The sequence below is a fragment of the Bifidobacterium pullorum DSM 20433 genome (assembly GCF_000771405.1).
Classification (GTDB): Bacteria; Actinomycetota; Actinomycetes; order Actinomycetales; family Bifidobacteriaceae; genus Bifidobacterium; species Bifidobacterium pullorum.
The window spans coordinates 245933-266861 of the sequence record NZ_JDUI01000002.1; the positions used below are offsets into that span (position 1 = coordinate 245933).

Consider the following 20929-nt stretch of genomic DNA (forward strand, 5'->3'; position numbering starts at 1 on the left):
GCGTGTCGCAGGCCGCGATCCCTACGATCGCGGCCCAGCGGGCATGCGGTGTCAGGCGGTCAGGTCGACCAGCTCCGGCTTCGAGCCGTCGTGGTTGAAGTACACGTCGTACCAGGTCAGGAACGTGAACACGGTCCAGATCTTGCGACGGTCGTCGGTCGCACCGGCGTAGTTGTCGTCGAGCATCTTGAGCAGCGCGTCCTGGTCGAAGAAGCGGGACACCCATTCCTGCTCGAACAGCGAGCGGACGTGGCGGTAGTACTTCTCCTGACGCAGCCAGACCTTGATCGGCACGGGGAATCCCAGCTTCTCGCGGTCGTACCACTCCTTGGGCAGGTGGCGGGCGGCGGCCTGGCGGAACGCGAACTTGGTGTTCTCGTCGGTGATCAGGTATTTGGTCGGCACCTGCTCGGCCACGGCCATCAGTTCCTTGTCCAGCAGCGGCACGCGCAGCTCCAGCGAGTGGGCCATCGTCAGCTTGTCGGCCTTGAGCAGGATGTCGCCGGGCATCCACTGGTGCATGTCCAGATACTGCTTCTTCTTCAGCTCCGACATGCCCTTGCCGCGAACGCGCTGGTAGATGCGTCCGACGATGCCGGCGACGGACGGTCCCTGGCGGAATTCCGGCTGCAGCAGCTTGACGGCCTCGGCCTCGTCGAACACCTTGGCCTGGCCGATGAAGCTCTCCTCGGCCGGCGCGAGGTTGGCGTACAGGTGCCATGCGCCGTGGAAGTTCTTGCCCTTGCAGAACCGTGCGATGGCGTGGCGCATACCTTGGGGCAGGTGGGTCAGCATCCGGGTGACCACCTTGATGGCCTTGGAATGGGTGTGCACGCCGTAATCGATGTACCCGGCGAACAGTTCGTCGGCGCCCTCGCCGCTCAGCACGACGCGCAGATCGCGGCTGGCCAGTTCGGACAGGAAGAACAGCGGCACGCACGACGGGTTGGAGTCCGGTTCATCCAGATGCCACTGGATGAGCGGGAAGTTCTCGAAGGCCTCGTCGCCGCCCAGCGCCTCGGAGGTGTTGTTCAGCTTGATGATCTGCGCGAGCTCCTGCGCCTGCTGGGACTCGTTGTAGGTGCCCTTGCCGAAGCCGATCGAATACGTGTGCTCGGGGCGCGCCACGGCCGCCACGTAGCTCGAATCGACGCCGCTGGACAGGAACGAGCCGACCTCCACGTCGGCGATCTGGTGGGCCTTGACGGAGTCGCAGACGGTGCGGTCGATCGTGTCGACGAGCTCCTTCAAGCCCATGTCGCCCTCGGTGTAGGTCTCGTCGTAGTACCGGCGGATGTCCATCTCGCCGTCGCGGTACGTGAAGCAGTGACCCTCGGGCAGCTTGAACACGCCCTTGAAGAACGTCTCGGGGATGGCCGGGTACTGGAAGGTCATATACGGCTTGAGCGCGTCCTCGTTGAGCTCCTTGACGAAGTCGGGGTGCTGCAGCAGCGCCTTGATCTCCGAGGCGTACATGAACGTGCCGTTCATCTGCGCGTAGTAGAACGGCTTGATGCCGAAGTGGTCGCGCGCGCCGAACAGGGTGCGAGTCTTCGTATCCCAGATCACGAAGGCGAACATGCCGCGCAGACGCTTGAGCACATCCGCGCCCCACTGCTCATAGCCGTGCAGGATCACCTCGGTGTCGCCCTCGGTGGCGAAGGTGTGGCCCAGCGACAGCAGTTCGTCGCGCAGCGGCTGGTAGTTGTAGATCTCGCCGTTATACGTGATGACGAGGGTACGGTCCTCGTTGTAGATCGGCTGCGAGCTGCCGCCCAGGTCGATGATGCTCAGACGGCGATGGCCCAGGGCCACGTGCTCGTCGACATAACTGCCCTCGCTGTCCGGACCGCGATGTGCGATGATGTCCGTCATCCGCTTAAGAACCGGGCACTTGACATCAATGGGCATGTCATTGACAAAACCAGCGATACCGCACATGGAATACGATGCTCCTTCTTCCGATTGATTCCGAACGTACGCTGGGAGTCAGCATAGCAAACGGTTGTGCTGTTCCTGTGCGCGCGCCCCCGGCCCGGTTCGTTGGCCGCGCGCCGCGATACAGTGGGCCTCATGCGTAGCGATACTTGTGTGATTTTCGGGGCGGGGGAATACTACGGCATCCCCGTTGTCCCCGACGGGGCATTCGTTGTGGCCGCGGACGGCGGTCTCGACCATGTGCGCGAGCTCGGCGTCGCCGCCGACGTCGTCATCGGGGATTTCGACTCGCTGACGGGCCGCCGTCCGACGGACGGGGAGCGCACCATCGCGTTGCCCGCGGAGAAGGACGACCCGGACATGCTCTCGGCGCTCAAGATCGGCTGGTCGCACGGCTGCCGCACCTTCCACATCCACGGCGGGCTCGGCGGGCGCATCGACCACACCATCGCCAACATCCAGCTGATGGCGCTGCTCTCCCGGCACGGCGGCATCGGGTTCCTGCATGGCGACGGCACGGTCGTCACGGCGATCACCGACGGCGAACTGCGGTTCCCGGCCAACGACGTGGCGCCGGGCCGCATGGTCTCCGTGTTCTCCCTGACCGACGAATCGCGGGATGTCAACGAGCCCGGTCTCAAATACCAGCTCAGCCACGCCACGATGACCAACATCCGCGTCAACGGCGTCAGCAACGAGTTCCTTGAAGGCGTTCCCTCCGCGGTCAACGTCCATCACGGCACGCTGGTCGTCACCTTCCCTGCCGAGGCCCCGATGCCCGAAGTCGTGCGCTTCCACGCCTTCGAGGGTGACCTCGGGGCGCTGGACACGGCCGTCTCCTCGGTGCTCGCCGCGGGTGTGAACGCTCACAAGAATTCCTGAAAATTCATCTCACGGCCCGCTTGTCCCCGTTGCCCAAGTACAGACAAGGCACTAAAGTACAAGGTGTTGGTATTCAACGGCCGCGCGTGCGTCGTGCGGGGTTCCGCAGCGTGCCACGGCCTATCCCCAAGGGAGAACTACATGACAGTCAAGATTGGTATCAACGGCTTCGGTCGTATTGGTCGTCTCGCGTTCCGTCGCATCTTCGAGCTGCAGCAGAAGGGCGGCGAGGCCGGTGATATCGAGGTCGCCGCGATCAACGATCTGACCTCCCCGTCCGCTCTGGCGTACCTGCTGAAGTACGACAGCACGCACGGCACCTTCAAGCACGTGGACGGCACCCCGGTCGAGGTCTCCGCCACCGACTCCGCCATCGTCGTCGATGGCAAGGAGTACCCGGTGTACGCCGAGCCGGATGCGAACAACATCCCGTGGGTCAAGAACGACGGTGTCGAGTTCGTGCTCGAGTGCACCGGCTTCTACACCTCCGCCGAGAAGTCGCAGGCCCACCTGAACGCCGGCGCCAAGAAGGTCCTGATCTCCGCTCCGGCCAAGGACGCCACCACCCCGACGGTCGTCTACGGCGTGAACCACGAGATCCTGAAGGCCGAGGACAACATCGTGTCCGCCGGCTCCTGCACCACCAACTCGATGGCCGCTATGGTCAAGCTGCTCAACGACAAGTGGGGCATCAAGGTCGGCTTCATGACCACCATCCACGCCTACACCGGCACCCAGATGATCCTCGACGGCCCGCGCGGCAAGAAGAACGGCCGCGACCTGCGCGCCGCCGCCGTCAACACCATCGCGCACTCCACCGGTGCCGCCAAGGCCATCGGCAAGGTCGTGCCGGAGGTCGACGGCAAGCTGCAGGGCCACGCCCAGCGCGTCCAGGTTCCGGACGGCTCCGTCACCGAGCTGTTCACCGTGCTCGAGAAGGAAACCAACGTCGACGAGATCAACGCCGCGTTCAAGGAGGCCTTCGAGGGCTGCGAGTACTACGGCTACAACGCTGACGGCATCGTCTCCGGCGACATCGTCGGCGACACCCACGGTGGCGTGTTCGACCCGACCCAGACCGATGTCAACGAGGTGGACGGCGTCCAGCTCGTGCGCACCGTGGCCTTCTACGACAACGAGTACGGCTTCACCTCGAACATGGTTCGCACCCTGCTGTACTTCGCCGAGCTCGCCCAGTGAGCCGACGCGGCTTAGGCTGCTAGGTTCCTGACGAACCCCATTCGGGCCGCTCCGGTTCTCCGGGGCGGCCCTTTCGTATGCCGGCCACCCCTACGGCCTAGGATGGAGGGCATGGGAAGAAAAACAACGAGCAAAGGGTCCACGCCGGCAATTGTGGAGTTGGAGCGTGCGGGGGTGGCGTTCGACATCTACGAGTACGAGCATTCGAACGACCATATGGATGACGGATACGGCATCGAGGCGGCCCGCAAGCTGGGGTTCGACGAGCATCAGGTGTTCAAGACGCTGATGGCCGACACCGGTGCGGCACGCGTGGTCGGCGTAGTGCCGGTCAGCGGGCACATGGATCTGAAGGCCCTGGCCGCCGCCGTGGGTGCCAAGAAAGCTTCCATGGCCGAACCGAAGGTGGCGATGCGCGAAAGCGGCTATGTGGTCGGAGGCATCTCACCGTTCGGGCAGAGGACGCGTCATGCGACAGTGCTCGATGAAAGCGCATTGGCCTATGACCGTATCCTGGTGTCCGGGGGCAAGCGTGGGTTCAGCGTCGGCATCGCGCCGCAGGATATGGTGAAGGTTCTGGACGCCGTCACCGCCCCCATCGCCACCTGGTAACCTGTGACCCTGATCCATCGTGACCGTGATCTAAGTCCTCAAACGTTGAAATTCCAGGGTTTTAACAAAGTGTTACAGTCACGAAAGTGTCAGAGTCACAACAGTCCGGACTCTGATCTATCGTGACCGTGATATAAGTCCCAAAACGTTGGGATTTCAACGTTTTACCAATGTGTCACAGTCACGAAAGTGTCAGAGTCACGGAAGTGTTGGGCGCGGGAGTGGCTGCGGGACTGGGTCAGCGACGCAGTTCGGCGGGCAGGACGAAGTGCATGGTCTCCTTGATCGTCTCGATGGTGGAGACCTCGGTGAAGCCGAAGCCCTGCAATGCCTCGACCACGCCGCCGACCAGCTCGTCCGGCACCGACGCGCCCGAGGAGACGCCCACCGCCGCCACGCCATCGAACCACGCGGAATCCAGCTCGGAGGCGTCATCGACACGATAGGCCCGACCGCGCTCGCCCAACCCCTCCTGCGCGACCTCCATCAGCCTCACCGAATTCGACGAGTTCGCCGAACCGACGATCACCACGCAATCGGATTGCTCGGCGACGAGTTTGACCGCGGACTGGCGGTTGGACGTGGCATAGCAGATATCGGAGTTCGGCGGCATCTCGATCCACGGGAACCGGCGTTTGAGCGCCTCGATGGTGCCGGCCGTCTCGTCCACGCTCAGCGTGGTCTGGGTGAGCAGCACCAGCTTGGTCGACTCGCCGAATTCCAGCGTGTCCACATCCGACTCGTGCTCGATCAGATGCACGTGCTCCGGCGATTCCCCCACCACGCCGACGGCCTCGTCGTGCCCGCGATGCCCGATGTAGATGATCTCGTATCCTTCGCGCACGAACCGCAGCACCTCACGATGCACCTTGCTGACCAGCGGGCAGGTGGCGTCCACCACGTGCATGCCGCGGCGCGCCGCCTCGGCCTTGATCTCCGGAGAGACGCCATGCGCGGAGAACACCACCGGGATGCCGGCGGCCACCGCCTCATCGGGGATCTCGTCGAGCTCCTGCACGAACACAGCCCCCTGCGCGGACAGATCCTCCACCACATGCTTGTTGTGCACGATCTGCCGGCGCACATACACCGGCGGCAGTCCCGCCGCACGGGCGCGATCCGTATCGGCGCCGGACCTGAGGATCGTCTGCACGGTCAGGATCGCACGGTCCACTCCGGCGCAGAAGCCTCTGGGATCGGCCAGCACAATGCGGCCGGGCTGTTCGTTCGTCATGGTTCCTCCATTCTGACGCCATCTTACCCGTTACGGGATGTTCCGCGCCGCCCGTGCGAGCCCGGTGTTTCCAGGTTTCCCTGATTGATGGGAACGGATGCCCCGCGCGCCCGCACGAACCCGCGGCCGCACGGGATGTGCACCAGTCGGGCCAGTGGGAGGACGGGCAGGCGTGCGGCCGCGCGGGACACGCGGGATGTGCGTACGCGATGTGACGTGCCCCCCCTGACGCCGACGCCTTCCCGGGAACACACCGGGATGCACCGATGCGGGAACCGGGAATCGGCAGTACGATAGTGAGCGATAACAATCGCATCGTTTCACTACGGGAGTGATAACCATGACCATTGCCGCCACGCCGCGCACCGGCCATCAGTACACCATCACGCACGGCGATTACGTCGCCGTCATCACCGAGCTGGGCGCCGCGTTGCGCAAGCTCACCTATCAGGGCAGGAACGTCATCGCCACGTTCGGCGCCAACGACGTGGCCCCCGCCTCGAGCGGCCAGCTGCTCATCCCCTATCCGAACCGCATCGAGGACGGCGTCTACACGTTCGAGGGCAACACCTACGAGCTGCCGATCGACGAGCATGAGCGCCGCAACGCCATCCACGGCTACGGCTACCGCGCCTACTGGACGCTGGAGAACCTCGACGAATCCACCATCACGCTCTCCTGGCGCGTGCCGAACATGGCGGGCTATCCGTTCGACGTGATCGTCGCCGTCACCTACACACTGACCGACGACGGCCTGAGCCTGACCATCGCCGCCCGCAACAACGGCGACACGAACGCCCCGTGGGCGCTGGCGATCCACCCGTGGCTGTCCAACGGCTTCGACGGCTACGGCGACGAGATCGACGGACAGAACGCGCAGTGTTCGCTGATGGTGCCCGCCGACACGCACGTGACCGTCGACGACCGTCTCCTGCCGACCGGCACCGAGCCGGTGGACGGCACCAAGTACGACTTCCGCGAACCGATGAAGCTCGACCAGCAGCCGTATGACGACGCGTGGACCGACGTCAAGCACGCCGAGGACGGCACCGTGACGGCCGCGCTGTACCGACCGGACGGCATGGTCGTGGAGGTCGGCGGCGACGAGACCATCACCTCCTTCCAGGTGTGCACCGGCACCGGTTTCGCGCCGGACAACCATCCCGCCGGCGTGGCGGTGGAGCCGCAGACCGCCTACGCGAACGCCTTCCGTTCCGGCAAGGACCTGATCGTGATCAAGCCGGGCGAGACCAGCTCCACCACGCTGTTCATCCGTATGCGCAAGGCCTGATCCGGCACGAATCCATATCCGCGCGACGGCACCGAAGTTGTGAACGTCGCGCGGATGTGCGATAATCCCGTAGGCTTATTAATCGTCAGTAAAGGAGTCCATCATGGGCATGCGTGGCCGCAAGCGCAAGGCGCGTCGCAAAAAGGCAGCGAATCACGGCAAAAGGCCGAATGCCTGAGCTGTGAGCTCTGAGATATGAGCAGGACATCCGCGGAACCGTTACGGTCCGCGGATTTTTCATATCCGGCCCCGTCACCGGCGGTCCATGGCGGATGGCTCCTGCTCGCAGCAGCAATGGTCCAGCGTGGCCCGCAGCCGGTTGAGCAGGCACTCGGGGGCCTGTTCGGGGCGCAGATAGGCGCGCAGGGCCGCGATCAACGCGCGCTCGCGTTCGTCGCAACAGGTCTCGGGATCGAAACAGTCCCCCGCCATCGGGTCGCCGACCTCGGTGATGTGCACGTCGGTGTGCACCACGCCGTCATGGGTCTGCCTGGTGATGGAGATGTGGCTTTGGCGTTTCACGGTGTTCCGGCTCATGCCAACCCCTTTCCATCGGTTGTCGATTCACTTCCATTATCGCCGTGTTCGCCGGGACCGTGGTTCGCGGATGGTGAAGACGCGATGCCGTACCCGCGCTCCCGCGCGTATGCCGCCAGCTCGCGCTTCAACTGCGTGCGGGCGCGGTTCAGGCGGCTCATCACGGTACCGATCTTGACGCCCTGCTCGTCGGCCACCTGCTGGTAGGACTTGCCGTCGATGGCCGCGTCGATGAACACCTGCCGGCGTTCGGGGCTCAGTTTGGCGAGCGCCGCCATGATCTCCTCGGGCGCGAAGGTGTCCAAATACTCCTGTTCGGCCGACTTGAGCCCCTCGGAGGTGTGCTCGGACGCGGAGTAGATATCCCAATCGTCGTATTCTCCGGTCGAATCGTTGGCCCGCTGGGGGCGGCGCTTGGCCTTGGCGTACTGGTTGAAGTAGGCGTTGCGCTCGATGGTGGTCATCCACGCCTCGAAGTTGGAGCCGGGCTGGAACGAGTCGAAGGCCTTGAACCCGCGTTCGAAGGTGTCCTGCACCAGGTCCTGCGCATCCTCGGGGTTGTTGGTGAGCCTCATCGCCTGGCGGTACAGCGCGTCGACGGCGGGCATGGCGAGCTTCTCGAAGCGCTCCCGGCGCTCCGCCACCGTCTCGGTATGCTCGCTGCTCACGACTGCCATTGTACCGTCCGGCTTGCACGGCGGTGGCGCGACGGGCCGCCACGCACACGGCGTTGTCTGATTCGGCCACCACAATATGCGGTATGACGAACCTGAAGGAAGCCCTTGACGCAGCCCCCGTGCAGGATGCCGACACCCCCCTGTCGCACTCCTGGCTACTGGGATTCGACACGGAGACGACGGGCGTGGCCGCAGGCAGGGATGCCATCGTCTCCGCCACGCTGGTGCTGCGCGACCCGCAGTCCGCCCATGACGGCGACGCCGTAGGCACCTGGATCATCAACCCACACCGCCGCATGAGCCCCGGTGCCAGCAAGGTCAACGGCTTCACCGACGCGTTCCTGGCACAGCACGGCGAGGAGCCGGTCGACGCCATCGAACGCATCGCCGCGCTCATCGCGCTCGCACAGCGCAAACGCATCCCGCTGCTCGCCTACAACGCCCCATTCGATGTCCGGATGCTGGCCGGGGATCTGGACCGCTGGCGGTTGCGTCCGATGGACGAACGTCTGGACGGCCGCACGATGCTGGTGGTCGACCCGCTGCTCATCGACCGTTCCATTTCCCGCCGCTCCGGCCGGCGCACGCTGGAGTACACCGCCGAATACTACGGCGTGGAACCGTCCGGGGATTTCCATGACGCCACCGCCGACACCATCGCGGCCGTGGACCTCATCCAGCCGATGACGACCCTGTACCCGCAGGTCGGCCACATCACGCTCGAGGGGCTGATGGACTGGCAGCGCAACGCCTACGCCACCTGGCGCGACTCGTACAACCGCTGGCTCGCCGGACGTGGCAAGGCGCCGGTGCGCGACAACTGGCTGTAACCACTCACCTCGCACACAGGAAACATTCCGTCTCGCGCATCGTCTGGATACCAGAGGTCGACCGCTCCCCGCACACAGGAAATATTCAGCCGACGGGGGTTGACTATAACGTTGTAACGCCGACTACATGGAAAGACCCCGTTCATGTCTCTCACACTGCATGCAGCCATCCGTCTCCTCTCCGACCACGACCTGCTCCGCGAAGTCGTTCGGGGGGATACGCGGATGTCAGGCGCACCCGAAGACCCATCCGCCGACGTGCGGTTCTCCTCCATCACCTACGACACGCGCACGGTGGGCGACGGCTCGCTGCTCGTCTGCAAGGGACGGTTCCGCCCGGCATACCTCGACGGCATGGACGAACGGGGATTGGCCGCCTACGTGGCCGAAACCGGGTACGCCGACCACACCGACGCCCCGGGACTGATCGTGCATGACGCCCGCAAGGCGTTGAGTCTGCTGGCCTCGGAGTTCTACGGCCGCCCGCAGGACGAGCTGACCGTCATCGGCATCACCGGCACCAAGGGCAAGACCACCACCGCCTACCTGACCCACGCCATCCTCAACGCCCACTCCGACGGACGCTGCGCATTGTTCTCCTCGGTCGACAACTGCCTGGACGGACGCACCTACGAGGAATCCGACCTGACGACGCCGGAGTCGCTGGACGCGTTCCGGATGATGCGCCAGGCCGCCGACAACGGCATGCGCTACCTGGTCATGGAGGTCTCCTCCCAGGCCTACAAGGTCCACCGCGGCCATCGGCGACGCCCGACGACACCCCGAACGGCACGACATCGTGCTGGTGATCGGCAAGGGGCACGAACGCTGGATCAAGGACCGGAACCGGCATGTGCCCTATGAGGGCGACGACGCGGTGGTGTCGCGTCTGCTCAGTGAGCCCTTGGAGTAGCATCGTATGTCGGCACGGTCAACGGGACCGTGCCGACATACGGACCCAGGAGGCTTGACGACTCATGTCGGCATTCACCATCGCCACGGCTGTGCAACTGCTGGAACGGCATCATCTGCTGCGCGAGATCGTCCACACCGGAGGTTGGACGCTGGACGCATCCGACGTTCCCGGCGCGGACGACCCGATCACCGCGGTCACGTACGACACGCGCACCGTGGCGCCGGGGACGATGCTGTTCATCAAGGGACGGTTCCGCCCCGAGTTCCTGGACGGCATCGACGAGCGGGGTCTTGCCGTCTACGTGGCCGAAACCGATCACTCCGACCGCACCGCCGCACCCGGTCTGATCGTGGACGACGTGCACAAGGCGATGAGCCTGCTGTCGGCGGAGTTCTACGGCCGCCCGCAGGACGAGCTGACCGTCATCGGCATCACCGGCACCAAGGGCAAGACCACCACCGCCTACCTGACCCACGCGATCCTGGATGCCTACAGCGACCACCACGCCGCCCTGTTCTCCTCCGAGCAGACCTGTCTGGACGGACGCACCCGCACCGATTCCAAGCTGACGACGCCGGAGTCGCTGGACGCGTTCCGGATGATGCGCCAGGCCGCCGACAACGGCATGCGCTACCTGGTCATGGAGGTCTCCTCCCAGGCCTACAAGGTCCACCGCGTCCACGGCCTGACCTTCGACATCGGCGCCTTCCTCAACATCTCCCCCGACCACATCAGCGACATCGAACACCCCACCTTCGAAGACTACTTCCACTGCAAACGCCAACTCATCGCCAACAGCCGCACTCTCGTGCTCGACGCCGACTGCGACCACCACCGGCTGCTGATGCAGACCGCCGCCGCCCATGACGTGCCGGTGGCGCAGTTCGCCTTCCGGGAGAGCGGGGATGAGGGCAGCCCGTCCTCCGACCTGTTCGTGGCGGCATGCCCCGACCCGCACAACCGCATGGGATTCCTGCTCACCGTGGACGGCGCCGACCTCGGCCCGTTCGAGCTGTCGATGCCCGGCACCTTCAACATCGCCAATGCGGCCGCCGCCGTGGCGATGGCCGTCAAGGCCGGCGTGCCCGCCTCCGACCCCGCGATCCATGCGATCGAACGCGTGAGCGTGCCCGGGCGCATGGAACGGATCACCGCAGGCGACAACCTGGTGGTGTATGTGGACTTCGCCCACAATTATCTGAGCTGCAAGGCGCTGGTCGACGAGGCGTTGCGCGCGTACGGCGACCGCGATCCGCGCATCACGCTGGTGGCCGGTTCCACCGGCGGCAAGGCGATCGACCGGCGCGAAGGCATCGTCAAGGGGGCCGACGGCCGCGCCGAGGCCTTCTACTTCACGCTCGACGACCCCAATTTCGAGGACCCCGCGACCATCGCCGAACAGATGCGTTCGTACGTGACCGACCCGCACGCCGAGACGCATGTGATCGTGCCCCGCGAGGACGCGATCGCCGCGGCCCTTGAGGACGCGCGGCGCCACGCCGACCGGTTCAACGTGGTGCTGCTGGCGGGCAAGGGACACGAGCGGCGCAACATCATCAACGGCAAACCCGTGCCCTACGATGGCGACGGGCCGATCGCAAGGCGCGTCCTCGGACTGTGATCCGGCGGCATCCATCCATCCGACAAGCACACCCCACACGCTAAGGTGGACACCATGACTCGTTTTCTTCCGATTCTGCTGGGCAGCGACATCAACGTCTATGGCATGGCCCGCGCCTTCCATGAGGCATACGGCATCGTTTCCAGGGCATACGCCTACTTCCAGCTGAGCCCGACCAAGTTCAGCAGGATCGTCGACGTGCACATCGTGCCCGATTTCAACAACTTCGTGACCTTCCGCGACACGATGCTGGCCGAAGGCAAGCGCCTCAAGCAGGAGGACCCCGATCGGACCCTGCTGCTGATCCCCTGCGGCGACGTGTACGCGAACCTGCTCAGCCAGTGCGGCGACGACTTGAAGCGGTACTACGTGTACAACACGCTCGATATCCAGCTGTCGCGCAAGCTGGCGTACAAGTCCACGTTCTACCGGATGTGCGAGCAGTACGGGCTGCCGCATCCGAAGACCAAGACCGTGACCACCGAACAGGTGAAGGCCGGTGAATACCGGAACCTGCCGTTCGACTACCCGGTGGCCATGAAGCCCGCCAACAGCGTGGAATGGCTGAACATCGACTTCGAGGGCCGCAAGAAGGCCTACATCCTCGACACGCCGGAGCAGCTGGAGACGATCATCCGCCGTGCCTACGACGCCGGATACACCTCCGAGATGGTGATTCAGGACTTCATCCCCGGTGACGACTCGCGTATGCGCGTGCTCAACGCCTACGTGGACAAGCACCACCGCGTGCGCATGATGTTCCTCGGCCATCCGCTGCTCGAAGACCCCTCCCCTGTGGCCGTGGGCAACTACGCGGCGATCATCCCCGACTACAACGAGGACGTGTTCCGCCGGATCAAGGCGTTCCTGGAGGCCATCGAATACGAGGGCGTGGCCAACTTCGACATGAAGTACGACGAGCGCGACGGCGAGTACAAGCTGTTCGAAATCAACCTACGTCAGGGCCGTTCCAGCTATTTCGTGACGCTCAACGGCTTCAACCTGGCCCGCTACTTCGTCGAGGACCTGGTGGAGGACACCCCGTTCGACGGCGAGACGCTGTTCGGCCGCGGCTCGAAGCTGTGGCTGGAGATCCCTCGCTCGATCTTCGAGGAGTACACCGAGCCCGGCGAGGACAAGGACCGCGGCATGCGCATGCTGCGCGACGGCGACTGGGGCACCACGCTGGAGTACAAGAAGGACATGAACCCGCTGCGCTGGCTGATGGTGCGCCACATGTTCGCCCTCTACAAGAAGAGCTATGCCACGTGGTTCCGCAAGAAGGCCGACCTGAAATGAGGCGTCCGTTCTTCGCGGTGCTGGGCGGCATGGGGACGTTGGCTACCGAGAGCTTCATCCGGCTGGTCAACCGTGCCGTGCCGACCCACACGGATCAGGATTTCCTGGATTATGTGGTGTTCAACGACGCCTCGGTGCCCGACCGGACGGCGTTCATCCTCGGCAGGAGCGACGACGACCCGTTCCCCGTGCTGGCGGACGACGTGGCCAAGGCCACCGCGATGGGCGCCGCGTTCATCGTGCTGACCTGCAACACCGCGCATGTGTTCCATGAACGGCTGCAGGCGCTGACCGACGTGCCGATTCTGCACATGCCGCGCGGGGCCGTCGCCAAGCTCGCCGCGTCCTATCCGGGGGCGCGGTGCCGTCGCGTCGGTTTCCTCGGCACCGAGGGGTCGCGCGCTTCCGGCGTGTACCGGAGGGCCGTCGAGGAGGCGGGATACACCTTCGTGGAGCCCGACCAGAGGCTGCAGGACCGCATCACCTCGCTGATCTACGATGACGTGAAAGGCTCGGGCAACCTGAATCTCGCCCGGTACGAATCGGTGCTGCGGGATATGCTCGACCCGTCGGGCCCCTGCCACTGCGATGCGCTGATCCTCGGATGCACCGAGCTCAGCGTGCTCAACGAGGCGTTCCCAATGCCGCAGCTGCCCATCATCGACGCCCAGGCCGTCCTGGTGCAGGACACCGCGGCCCGCGCACTCGCCCTGCGTCACTCATCCGGACTCTGACACTTTTGCCACTCTGACACAAGTTACAAAACGTTGAAATTTCAAGGATTTGTGGACTTGTGTCAGAGTCACGATGGATCAGAGTCACGAGTGGATGGGTGGGAATTCCGCTTGAGCTTCTGGCTGACCACGGCGGTCACGCCGTCGGCGCGCATCGTGACGCCGTACAGCGCGTCGGCAATCGACATCGTGCGCTGCTGATGGGTGATGACGATGAGCTGAGCGTGCGAACGCAACTGCTCGAACGCGTTGAGCAGCCGGGTCAGGTTCACGTCATCCAACGCAGCCTCCACCTCGTCCATCACGTAGAACGGGCTCGGACGTGCGGTGAAGATGGCGAACAGCAGCGCCAGCGCGGTCAGCGATCGTTCGCCGCCGGACAGCAGGCTCAGCTGCTTGACGCGTTTGCCGGCCGGGCTGGCCTCCACCAGTACGCCGGTGGTGAGCATATCGTCCGGGTTCTCCAGCCGCAGCCGGCCGGTGCCGCCCGGGAACAGCGTGGCGAACACCTGCTCGAACGCGGCCGCCGTATCCTCGAACGCGCTGCGGAACACCTCCACCATCGTCTTGTCCAGGTCGCGGATCAGCGTCATCAGGTCGTCACGGCTGTTCACCACGTCGTTGCGCTGGTCGTTCAGGTACCGGTTGCGGGCCTCCAGCGCCTCGTACTCCTCGGCCGCCAGCGGATTGACCTTGCCGAGCGCCGCCAGGTCGCGTTTCGCCTTCTCCAGACGTTTGACCTGTTCGGCGCGCACATACGGCACCGTGCGGTATGCCGCGGCCGGATCGTCGGTCCGGTCCGCGTCGGCCTGGTCCGCACCGGCGTCGCCCTCCTCCTCCACCGGCACCGGTCGCCCGTCGTCGTCCAATACCGGCACCGGTTGGTCGGGACCATACGTCGAAATCAGCTCGTCCAATCCCATGCCGATGTCGTCCGACACCTTCTGCGTCAACTGCCCGTATGCGGCGGCCAGTCGCTCCCGGTCCACATCCAGCTCGTGTTCGCGTCGCTGCAGTTCGGCCACACGCGGTTCGATCCCGTTGCGTTGGACCCGCAGCCGTTTCAGCTCCGCATCATGGCTGGAGGCCGCGGCCTCAAGCTCCTCGCGGCGAGCGACCACCTGCCGGATGCTCTGCGCCACCAGCCCCGCCACGGCGTCCGCGTCGGCAGCGATGCGGTCGATGCGGGCCGCCTGCTCGCGACGACGCTCGTTCAACGCCTCCAGCCGCGTGCGTCGTTCGGCGGCCTGCTGCGCGTTGTCATGCAGCAGCCCCGCCTGGCGGTTCAACGATTCGGCCTTGCGTTTCTCCTCCGTCCACGCGATCCTGGCCGTGACCTCGCGTTCGCGGGCCTGGGTCAGGTCCTGTTCCAACTCCCGTTCGCGGTTGGCCAGATCGTCGAAGTCGACCTGTTCGCCGGTGGCGGTCTGCGCCGAGGCCAGGGCCCGGTTCAGATCGTCCAGTTTGAGCCGGTGCGCCTGCTCGTCGTCGCGGGTTGTGGCGATTCGTTCATCCACCGACGCGATCTGACGGGCGAGGTTGGCGACACGATCGGCCGCGCTGCGCAACGCCTTCTCCGCCTGTTGGACCCGCAGCCGGATTTCGGTGCGCCGCTGCGATGCCGCATCGACGGCGAGCCGCGCCTGATCGCGCGCCTCGCGCGCCTGACGCGCCTGCTCATCGAGACCGGCCAGCTCCTCCTTGAGCTCGGCCACCTGATGCAACGCCTTGTCGCGCCGGGACGCCAACGACAGGTCGCTCTGCGCCAGCGACGAGCCGCCGAGCGCGGCCACGCCGGCGACCACCACCTCGCCATCGCGGGTCACCGCACGGCCGAAACCGAATGCGCCGGCCGTGACCTGTTGCGCCTGCGCCATATCGTCCACGGCGGCGACGTCGGAGAGCAGCAGCCGCACCGTATCGGCCACGCTGCGGGCCTGCGCCTGGTCCGAGGCGTCGGGATTGGGGCCAACCAGGGATGCGAGCGGAACGACAGCGTCCGCATCGGACAATGCCTGCGTCCGAACGGTATCGGCATCCGCCGCAACCGGTTGCACGCCGACGGCGGCCAGCACCACGGCCTTGCCGAGTTTGTCGGCCTTGGCCTTCTCCAGCGCGTGCAGCATCTGGTCCGTTCCCGGCACCACGATGGCCCCCGCGAACTGGTCGAGCGCGTGGGCGACGCCTTCTTCCCATCCCTCCTCGACGCGGATGAAGTCGGTCAGCCGGCCCAACGTACGCACGGAGCCGTCCCGTTCCAGACTGCCGGAAGCGTTGCGGCTCTCCAACGTGTCCTTCAACGCGTCGGCCTTGGCCTGCAGCGAGATGATGCGTCCCTCGACCTCGCGGCGACGCGATTCCACGGCGTTGAGTTCATCCTGCCGCCGGGACACGGTCTCGCGCGCGGCCTGCAGTTCCGCGCCGCCGTCATCGCCCACGGATTCGGCCTCGCGCTCCGCCTCCTCATGCTGGCGCTCCGCCTCCTCATGCTGGCGCTCCAACGTCGCGCGCTGACCGGCGAAGTCACGGGCTCGTGTTTCGGCCAGCTGCACCGCGGACTCCTCGCGGGCCACCAGCTCACGCAGATTGGCCACCTGCGTCTCGCGCTGCTGTGCGGTGCGGCGCAGCTCGTTCAGCGTCTGCCGTACCGAGGCCAGGCGCTTCTCGCCATCCGCGCGCTGTTCGGTGGCCTTGTCGAAGGCCAGGCGCATGTCGGACACGGCCCGCTGCACCTCCTGCGCCTGAGCGTCCAATTCCGCGGCACGCCGCTCGAGAATCTCGGGGTCCTCACCGAAGTTCGTGACGATCTGGCCGGTCAGCGACCGACTGCGCTCCCCCGCCAGCTGGACGAGCGCATGCAGGCGTTCCTCGATGCGCGACAGTTCGTGGAACGTCTGGTTGATGCTGGCCATGGCGGGGCTGGATTGGGAGCTCAACGCCTCCACCTGCTCGATGCGGACCTTGACCCGCGCGAGCTCCTGTTGCGCGGCCCCCAACTGCGCACGCACCGACGTCAGCTCCGCACGCAGCGCCTCGCGCCGTTTCACCGACTCGCAAGCATCCTCGGCATACAGACGGGCCTGGGCGTCGCGCAGGGCGACCTGGATGCCGTCCGCACGGCGCGAGATGCGCGCCTGACGGCCGAGCGGGCCGAGCTGGCGGTGAATCTCGCCGAGCAGGTCGTCCAATCGGGACAGGTTGGTTTCGGTGTTCGCCAGCTTGCGCAGCGCACGCTCCTTGCGCTTGCGGTGTTTGAGGATGCCGGCCGCCTCCTCGATGAAGGCGCGGTGGCCGCTCGGATCGGCCTTGAGGATGGCGTCGAGACGCCCCTGGCCCACGATGACATGCATCTGCTGGCCCAGCCCCGTATCGCTCAGCAGTTCCTGGATGTCCAGCAGACGGCATTGCGAGCCGTTGATGGCGTATTCGGAGCCGCCGTTGCGGTAGATGGTGCGCGAGATCGTGACCTCGGTGTAGTCGATGTCGAGCGTGCGGTCGGTGTTGTCGATGGTCAGGCTCACCTGGGCGCGTCCCAGCGGCGGGCGGCTCGAGGTGCCGGCGAAGATCACGTCCTCCATCGAGCTGCCTCGCAGGTTCTTGGCCCCCTGCTCGCCCATGACCCACGTCAGCGCGTCCACGATGTTCGACTTGCCCGAACCGTTCGGTCCGACCACGGCCGTGATGCCGGGCTCGAACCGCAGGGTTGTGGCCGAGGCGAACGACTTGAAGCCGCGCAGCGTGAGTTCCTTGAGATACATGTCAATGATCCCTTTCCGACGGTGTCGGAATGCGTCGGAACGTCATGACTCGTCCTTGGCGGCACCGGCGACCTTGTCCACGATCGCCCGCGCGTCCTGCTCCAACTCAGACTGGGCCTTGGCCACGTCGAAGATGCCGAAATCCGAATCGGCGAACTCCGGGTTCGCGTCGGTTTCGAAATCGGTGTCGGCATCGACGGCCGGACCGGCGGCGGCATCGGCGCCGCTCGGGGATTCGGGGGTGACGTCGGCGGGGTTGACGCGGGCGGTCAGGGCCTCGGCGGCGACGGAGTGTTCCGGACGGTTCTCCTTGAGCATCGTGCGCGCGTCGCCGGCGGTCACGAAGCTGCCGCAGATCAGCACGCCGTGTCCGTAGCCGACGCCCAGCTCGTCCTCGGCGTCGACCATGTTCACGGCGGTCTGGATGGCGTCGGGCAGGTTCGGCTCGCAGGTCACACGGTCACGGCCGAACACCTGCACCGCGATCGCCTCCAGGTCCTTGGCGGGCATCACGCGTTCGCGCCACGAGTTCTCGGTGACGACCACATGGCTGAGCAGCGGCTCGAGCACGCCCAGATACTCCTCGACCTGCTTGTCGCCCATCATGGCGACGACGCCGACCAGCTGGGTGAAGTCGTAGTTCTCCTCGATCGCGGCACGCAATGCCTCGGCGGCGTTCACGTTGTGGCCGCCGTCGATGATGATCGTCGGCGAGGTGCGCACCTGTTCGATGCGGCCCGGCACCTTGACGCCGCCCAACGCTTCGGACACGATATCCGCATCCAACTGTCCGGAGACCGGGATCACGGCCTCGGCGGCGGCGAGCGCGGCCAGCGCGTTGTGCGCCTGATGCTCGCCGAACTTGGCGACCGGGATCTCCGCGTACTCGCCCAACGACGTGCGCAGCGTGACCAGCTGACCGCCGACGGCGGGGGCGCGCGAGACGACCTCCATCTCGTAGCCGTCGCGCCGCAGCGTGGCGTGGTTGCGGGCGGCCGCCTCCTCCAGGATCGGCATTACGGCCTGCTCGTGCGGCTGCGGACCGATCACCGCCGTGCAGCCGGGCTTGATGATACCGGCCTTCTCGGTGGCGATCTGCTCGACCGTGTCACCCAGCCACTGCATGTGGTCCATATCGACCGGGCCGATGATGGCGGCGTCGGCGTCGAGCACGTTGGTGGCGTCCCATGCGCCGCCCATACCGACCTCGACGACGGCCACATCCACCGGGGCGTCGGCGAACTTCCAGATCGCCATGGCGGTGAGCACCTCGAAGAAGCTCATCCTCGGCTTGCCGAGCGCCTCCATCCTCATGTCCACCAGATCGACCAGGTCCTTGACCTGATCCCAGGTGTCGACGAAGTCGTCGTCGCTCAGCGACTGGCCGTCGATGGCGATGCGTTCATTGATGCGTTCCAGATGCGGCGAGGTGTACAGGCCGGTGCGCATGCCGTAGGCGCGGCAGATGGCCTCGGCCATGCGGGCCGTGGAGCCCTTGCCGTTGGTGCCGGTGACGTGGATGACGCGGAACGACTGCTCGGGATGGCCCAGCACGTCGAGCATCAGGTTCATCCGGTCCAGGTCCAGGTTGGTGGTGTTGTGCTCCGGCGGCCGGCGCATGATCTCGCGCTCGACCTCGTGGATGGACTCGTTGTTCCGATTCGGATGCTCGAATGACATGCCGTGTTCCCTCGTATTCCCTGACGATTGCAAAACTCATCCCATTCTAGGCTGATGGGGCAACCATGCGGCTAGGATGGTACTCGGTTTTAGCCCCATCAACGAGGAGTCAGATCATATGAGCGAAGTCGTGACCGACAAGGACAAGGAATACGAGGCCCGCGAGGCGGCGGCCGCGCCGGGCGCGGAGCAGCCGAACGCCGATCGTGTGAACAACCGCACGCTGCGGCCGACCGGCGAGACGTTCAAGCAGTTCATGACCACGGGCTGGGATGACCAGGAGCCAGAGATCGAGCCGCTGGAGTCCAGCAGGTACATCCAGGCCCGCATCGACGCGCTGGGCGCGCAGTTCCCGGGCGAGCGCATTGTGATTCCGGCCGGCACGCCGAAGGTGCGCTCCAACGACTGCGATTACGCCTTCCGTCCGGACACCACCTTCGCCTATTACACGGGTCTCGGCCAGGACTATGAGGCGGGCGCCGTGCTGGTGCTCAACCCGGTGGACCCGGATTCCGAGGAGGCCAAGGCCGGCAAAACGCATACGGCCGAGCTGTTCGTGGCGCCGCGCGCCGACAACAGCACCGAGGAGTACTACACCTCCGCCCAGTACGGCGAGTACTGGGTCGGTCCGCGCGCCGGTCTGAAGGAGCTGGCCGCGATGACCGGCCTGGAGACCCATGACATCGCCCAGCTGGCCGATGCGATCGGCAAGGATGTCGGCGCCGAGGCCGGCGCGGTGCGTGTGCGCGTGATCCGTGAGACCGACGCCGCGATCACCGAACTGGTCGAGGGCGTGCGTAAGGCGAACGGTTTCGCCGACCCGGACGACAACACCGCGGCCGACGACAAGCTGCATGAGGTGGCCGCCGAGGCGCGCATGATCAAGGACGCCTATGAGATCGGCGAGATGCGCAAGGCCGTGGCCGCCACCAAGAAGGGCTTCGACCGGATCCTCAAGACCCTGCCCCATGTGATCGACAAGGAGCGTTCCGAGCGCATGCTCGAGGGCGCGTTCAACTCGGTCTCCCGCGAGGAGGGCAACGAGGTCGGCTATGACACGATCATCGCCTCCGGCCCGCACGCCCCGATCCTGCATTGGATGCGCAACACCGGCGTGGTGCGCAACGGCGACCTGCTGCTCATCGACGCGGGCGTGGAGACCGACAGCCTGTACACGGCCGACATCACCCGCACGTTCCCGGTCAACGGGCATTTCACCGAGCTGCAGCGCGACATCTACGAGACCGTGCTGCGCGCCCAGGCCGCCGGTTTCGAGGCCGCGCAGGTGGGCGCCACCTATTCGGACATCCACCACGCCTGCATGCGCGTGCTGGCCGAGCGTCTGCACGACTGGGGCATCCTGCCGGTGAGCGTGGAGGAGTCGCTCTCCCCCGAAGGCCAGCAGCACCGCCGTTGGCATGCCTGCGGCTGCGCGCACCACCTGGGTCTGGACGTGCACGACTGCGCGCAGGCCCGCTACGAGTCGTATCAGGGTGCCGAGATCCGCCCGGGCATGATCTTCACAATCGAGCCGGGTCTGTACTTCAAGGAGAACGACCTGCTGGTGCCGCCGGAGTTCCGCGGCATCGGCGTGCGCATCGAGGACGACGTGCTGATGACCGAGCACGGCCCCGAATGGATCTCCGTGGACATCCCGAAGACCGTGGAGGATGTCGAGGCCTGGATGGCCGCGATGGCCGAATAGGCTCGAAACACCCCT

The 20929-nt window shown here is 65.6% G+C and carries 16 protein-coding genes and 1 pseudogene; 11 read left to right on the forward strand and 6 right to left on the reverse strand.

Annotated elements, in window-relative coordinates:
• Window positions 1–51: 51 nt before the first annotated feature.
• Window positions 52–1941, reverse strand: a complete 1890-nt coding sequence (gene asnB, locus OU11_RS02345; protein ID WP_033514232.1) for an asparagine synthase (glutamine-hydrolyzing) — start codon at window positions 1939–1941, stop codon at window positions 52–54.
• Between the two features lie 132 nt (window positions 1942–2073).
• Between asnB and OU11_RS02350 the strand changes: the two genes are divergently transcribed.
• The 3 genes from OU11_RS02350 to ybaK all read left to right on the forward strand — a co-directional run bounded on the left by OU11_RS02350 (window position 2074) and on the right by ybaK (window position 4632).
• Complete coding sequence (locus OU11_RS02350; RefSeq protein WP_033514328.1) at window positions 2074–2820, forward strand: thiamine diphosphokinase; 747 nt, start codon at window positions 2074–2076, stop codon at window positions 2818–2820.
• A gap of 141 nt (window positions 2821–2961) precedes the next feature.
• A complete protein-coding gene (gene gap, locus OU11_RS02355) occupies window positions 2962–4020 on the forward strand; it encodes a type I glyceraldehyde-3-phosphate dehydrogenase (RefSeq protein WP_033514233.1) in 1059 nt (352 codons plus the stop codon).
• Window positions 4021–4122: 102 nt separating this feature from the next.
• On the forward strand, window positions 4123–4632 hold the full coding sequence (ybaK, locus tag OU11_RS02360; RefSeq protein WP_373869303.1) for a Cys-tRNA(Pro) deacylase: 510 nt from the start codon (window positions 4123–4125) through the stop codon (window positions 4630–4632).
• 238 nt (window positions 4633–4870) lie between these two features.
• On the opposite strand, the gene OU11_RS02365 is transcribed toward ybaK, so the two are convergent.
• On the reverse strand, window positions 4871–5866 hold the full coding sequence (locus OU11_RS02365) for a 4-hydroxy-3-methylbut-2-enyl diphosphate reductase (RefSeq protein ID WP_033514236.1): 996 nt from the start codon (window positions 5864–5866) through the stop codon (window positions 4871–4873).
• 340 nt (window positions 5867–6206) lie between these two features.
• Here OU11_RS02365 and OU11_RS02370 point away from each other — a divergent pair, with 340 nt between their 5' ends.
• Together OU11_RS02370 and OU11_RS09565 are read left to right on the forward strand one after the other, a co-directional pair.
• Entirely contained in the window at window positions 6207–7157 is a 951-nt protein-coding gene (locus OU11_RS02370) for an aldose 1-epimerase family protein (RefSeq protein WP_033514238.1), read from the forward strand.
• A 103-nt stretch (window positions 7158–7260) separates the two neighbouring features.
• Complete coding sequence (locus tag OU11_RS09565; protein ID WP_369803150.1) at window positions 7261–7335, forward strand: 50S ribosomal protein bL37; 75 nt, start codon at window positions 7261–7263, stop codon at window positions 7333–7335.
• A gap of 74 nt (window positions 7336–7409) precedes the next feature.
• Here OU11_RS09565 and OU11_RS02375 read toward each other — a convergent pair whose 3' ends face one another.
• Window positions 7410–7694 (reverse strand): hypothetical protein, encoded by a 285-nt coding sequence (locus OU11_RS02375; RefSeq protein WP_033514239.1) that lies wholly within the window; start codon window positions 7692–7694, stop codon window positions 7410–7412.
• Complete coding sequence (locus OU11_RS02380; protein WP_373869304.1) at window positions 7691–8302, reverse strand: sigma-70 family RNA polymerase sigma factor; 612 nt, start codon at window positions 8300–8302, stop codon at window positions 7691–7693. The genes OU11_RS02375 and OU11_RS02380 overlap by 4 nt, the downstream gene beginning before the upstream one ends.
• A gap of 152 nt (window positions 8303–8454) precedes the next feature.
• Between OU11_RS02380 and OU11_RS02385 the strand changes: the two genes are divergently transcribed.
• The 5 genes and pseudogenes from OU11_RS02385 (at window position 8455) to OU11_RS02405 (ending at window position 13771) form a co-directional block, all read left to right on the forward strand.
• Window positions 8455–9201 carry an exonuclease domain-containing protein gene (locus OU11_RS02385; RefSeq protein ID WP_033514240.1) on the forward strand — a complete coding sequence of 249 codons (747 nt, stop codon included), beginning with the start codon at window positions 8455–8457 and terminating at the stop codon, window positions 9199–9201.
• Between the two features lie 144 nt (window positions 9202–9345).
• Window positions 9346–9957: pseudogene (locus OU11_RS02390) on the forward strand (Mur ligase family protein); the annotation flags it as partial.
• 221 nt (window positions 9958–10178) lie between these two features.
• Complete coding sequence (locus tag OU11_RS02395; protein ID WP_033514241.1) at window positions 10179–11738, forward strand: UDP-N-acetylmuramoyl-L-alanyl-D-glutamate--2,6-diaminopimelate ligase; 1560 nt, start codon at window positions 10179–10181, stop codon at window positions 11736–11738.
• Window positions 11739–11792: 54 nt separating this feature from the next.
• Window positions 11793–13037 (forward strand): carboxylate--amine ligase, encoded by a 1245-nt coding sequence (locus OU11_RS02400; protein WP_033514242.1) that lies wholly within the window; start codon window positions 11793–11795, stop codon window positions 13035–13037.
• A complete protein-coding gene (locus OU11_RS02405) occupies window positions 13034–13771 on the forward strand; it encodes an aspartate/glutamate racemase family protein (protein WP_033514243.1) in 738 nt (245 codons plus the stop codon). Before OU11_RS02400 ends, OU11_RS02405 begins: the two co-directional genes overlap by 4 nt.
• Before the next feature lie 68 nt (window positions 13772–13839).
• Here OU11_RS02405 and smc read toward each other — a convergent pair whose 3' ends face one another.
• Both smc and OU11_RS02415 read right to left on the reverse strand, forming a co-directional pair.
• Entirely contained in the window at window positions 13840–17529 is a 3690-nt protein-coding gene (smc, locus tag OU11_RS02410; RefSeq protein ID WP_033514244.1) for a chromosome segregation protein SMC, read from the reverse strand.
• Window positions 17530–17571: 42 nt separating this feature from the next.
• The gene (locus tag OU11_RS02415) at window positions 17572–19209 is read right to left on the reverse strand and encodes a bifunctional folylpolyglutamate synthase/dihydrofolate synthase (RefSeq protein WP_052122558.1); all 1638 of its coding nucleotides are present in this window, start codon (window positions 19207–19209) and stop codon (window positions 17572–17574) included.
• 118 nt (window positions 19210–19327) lie between these two features.
• On the opposite strand from OU11_RS02415, the gene OU11_RS02420 reads away from it, so the two are divergent.
• Window positions 19328–20914, forward strand: a complete 1587-nt coding sequence (locus OU11_RS02420; protein ID WP_033514246.1) for an aminopeptidase P family protein — start codon at window positions 19328–19330, stop codon at window positions 20912–20914.
• Window positions 20915–20929: the final 15 nt, after the last annotated feature.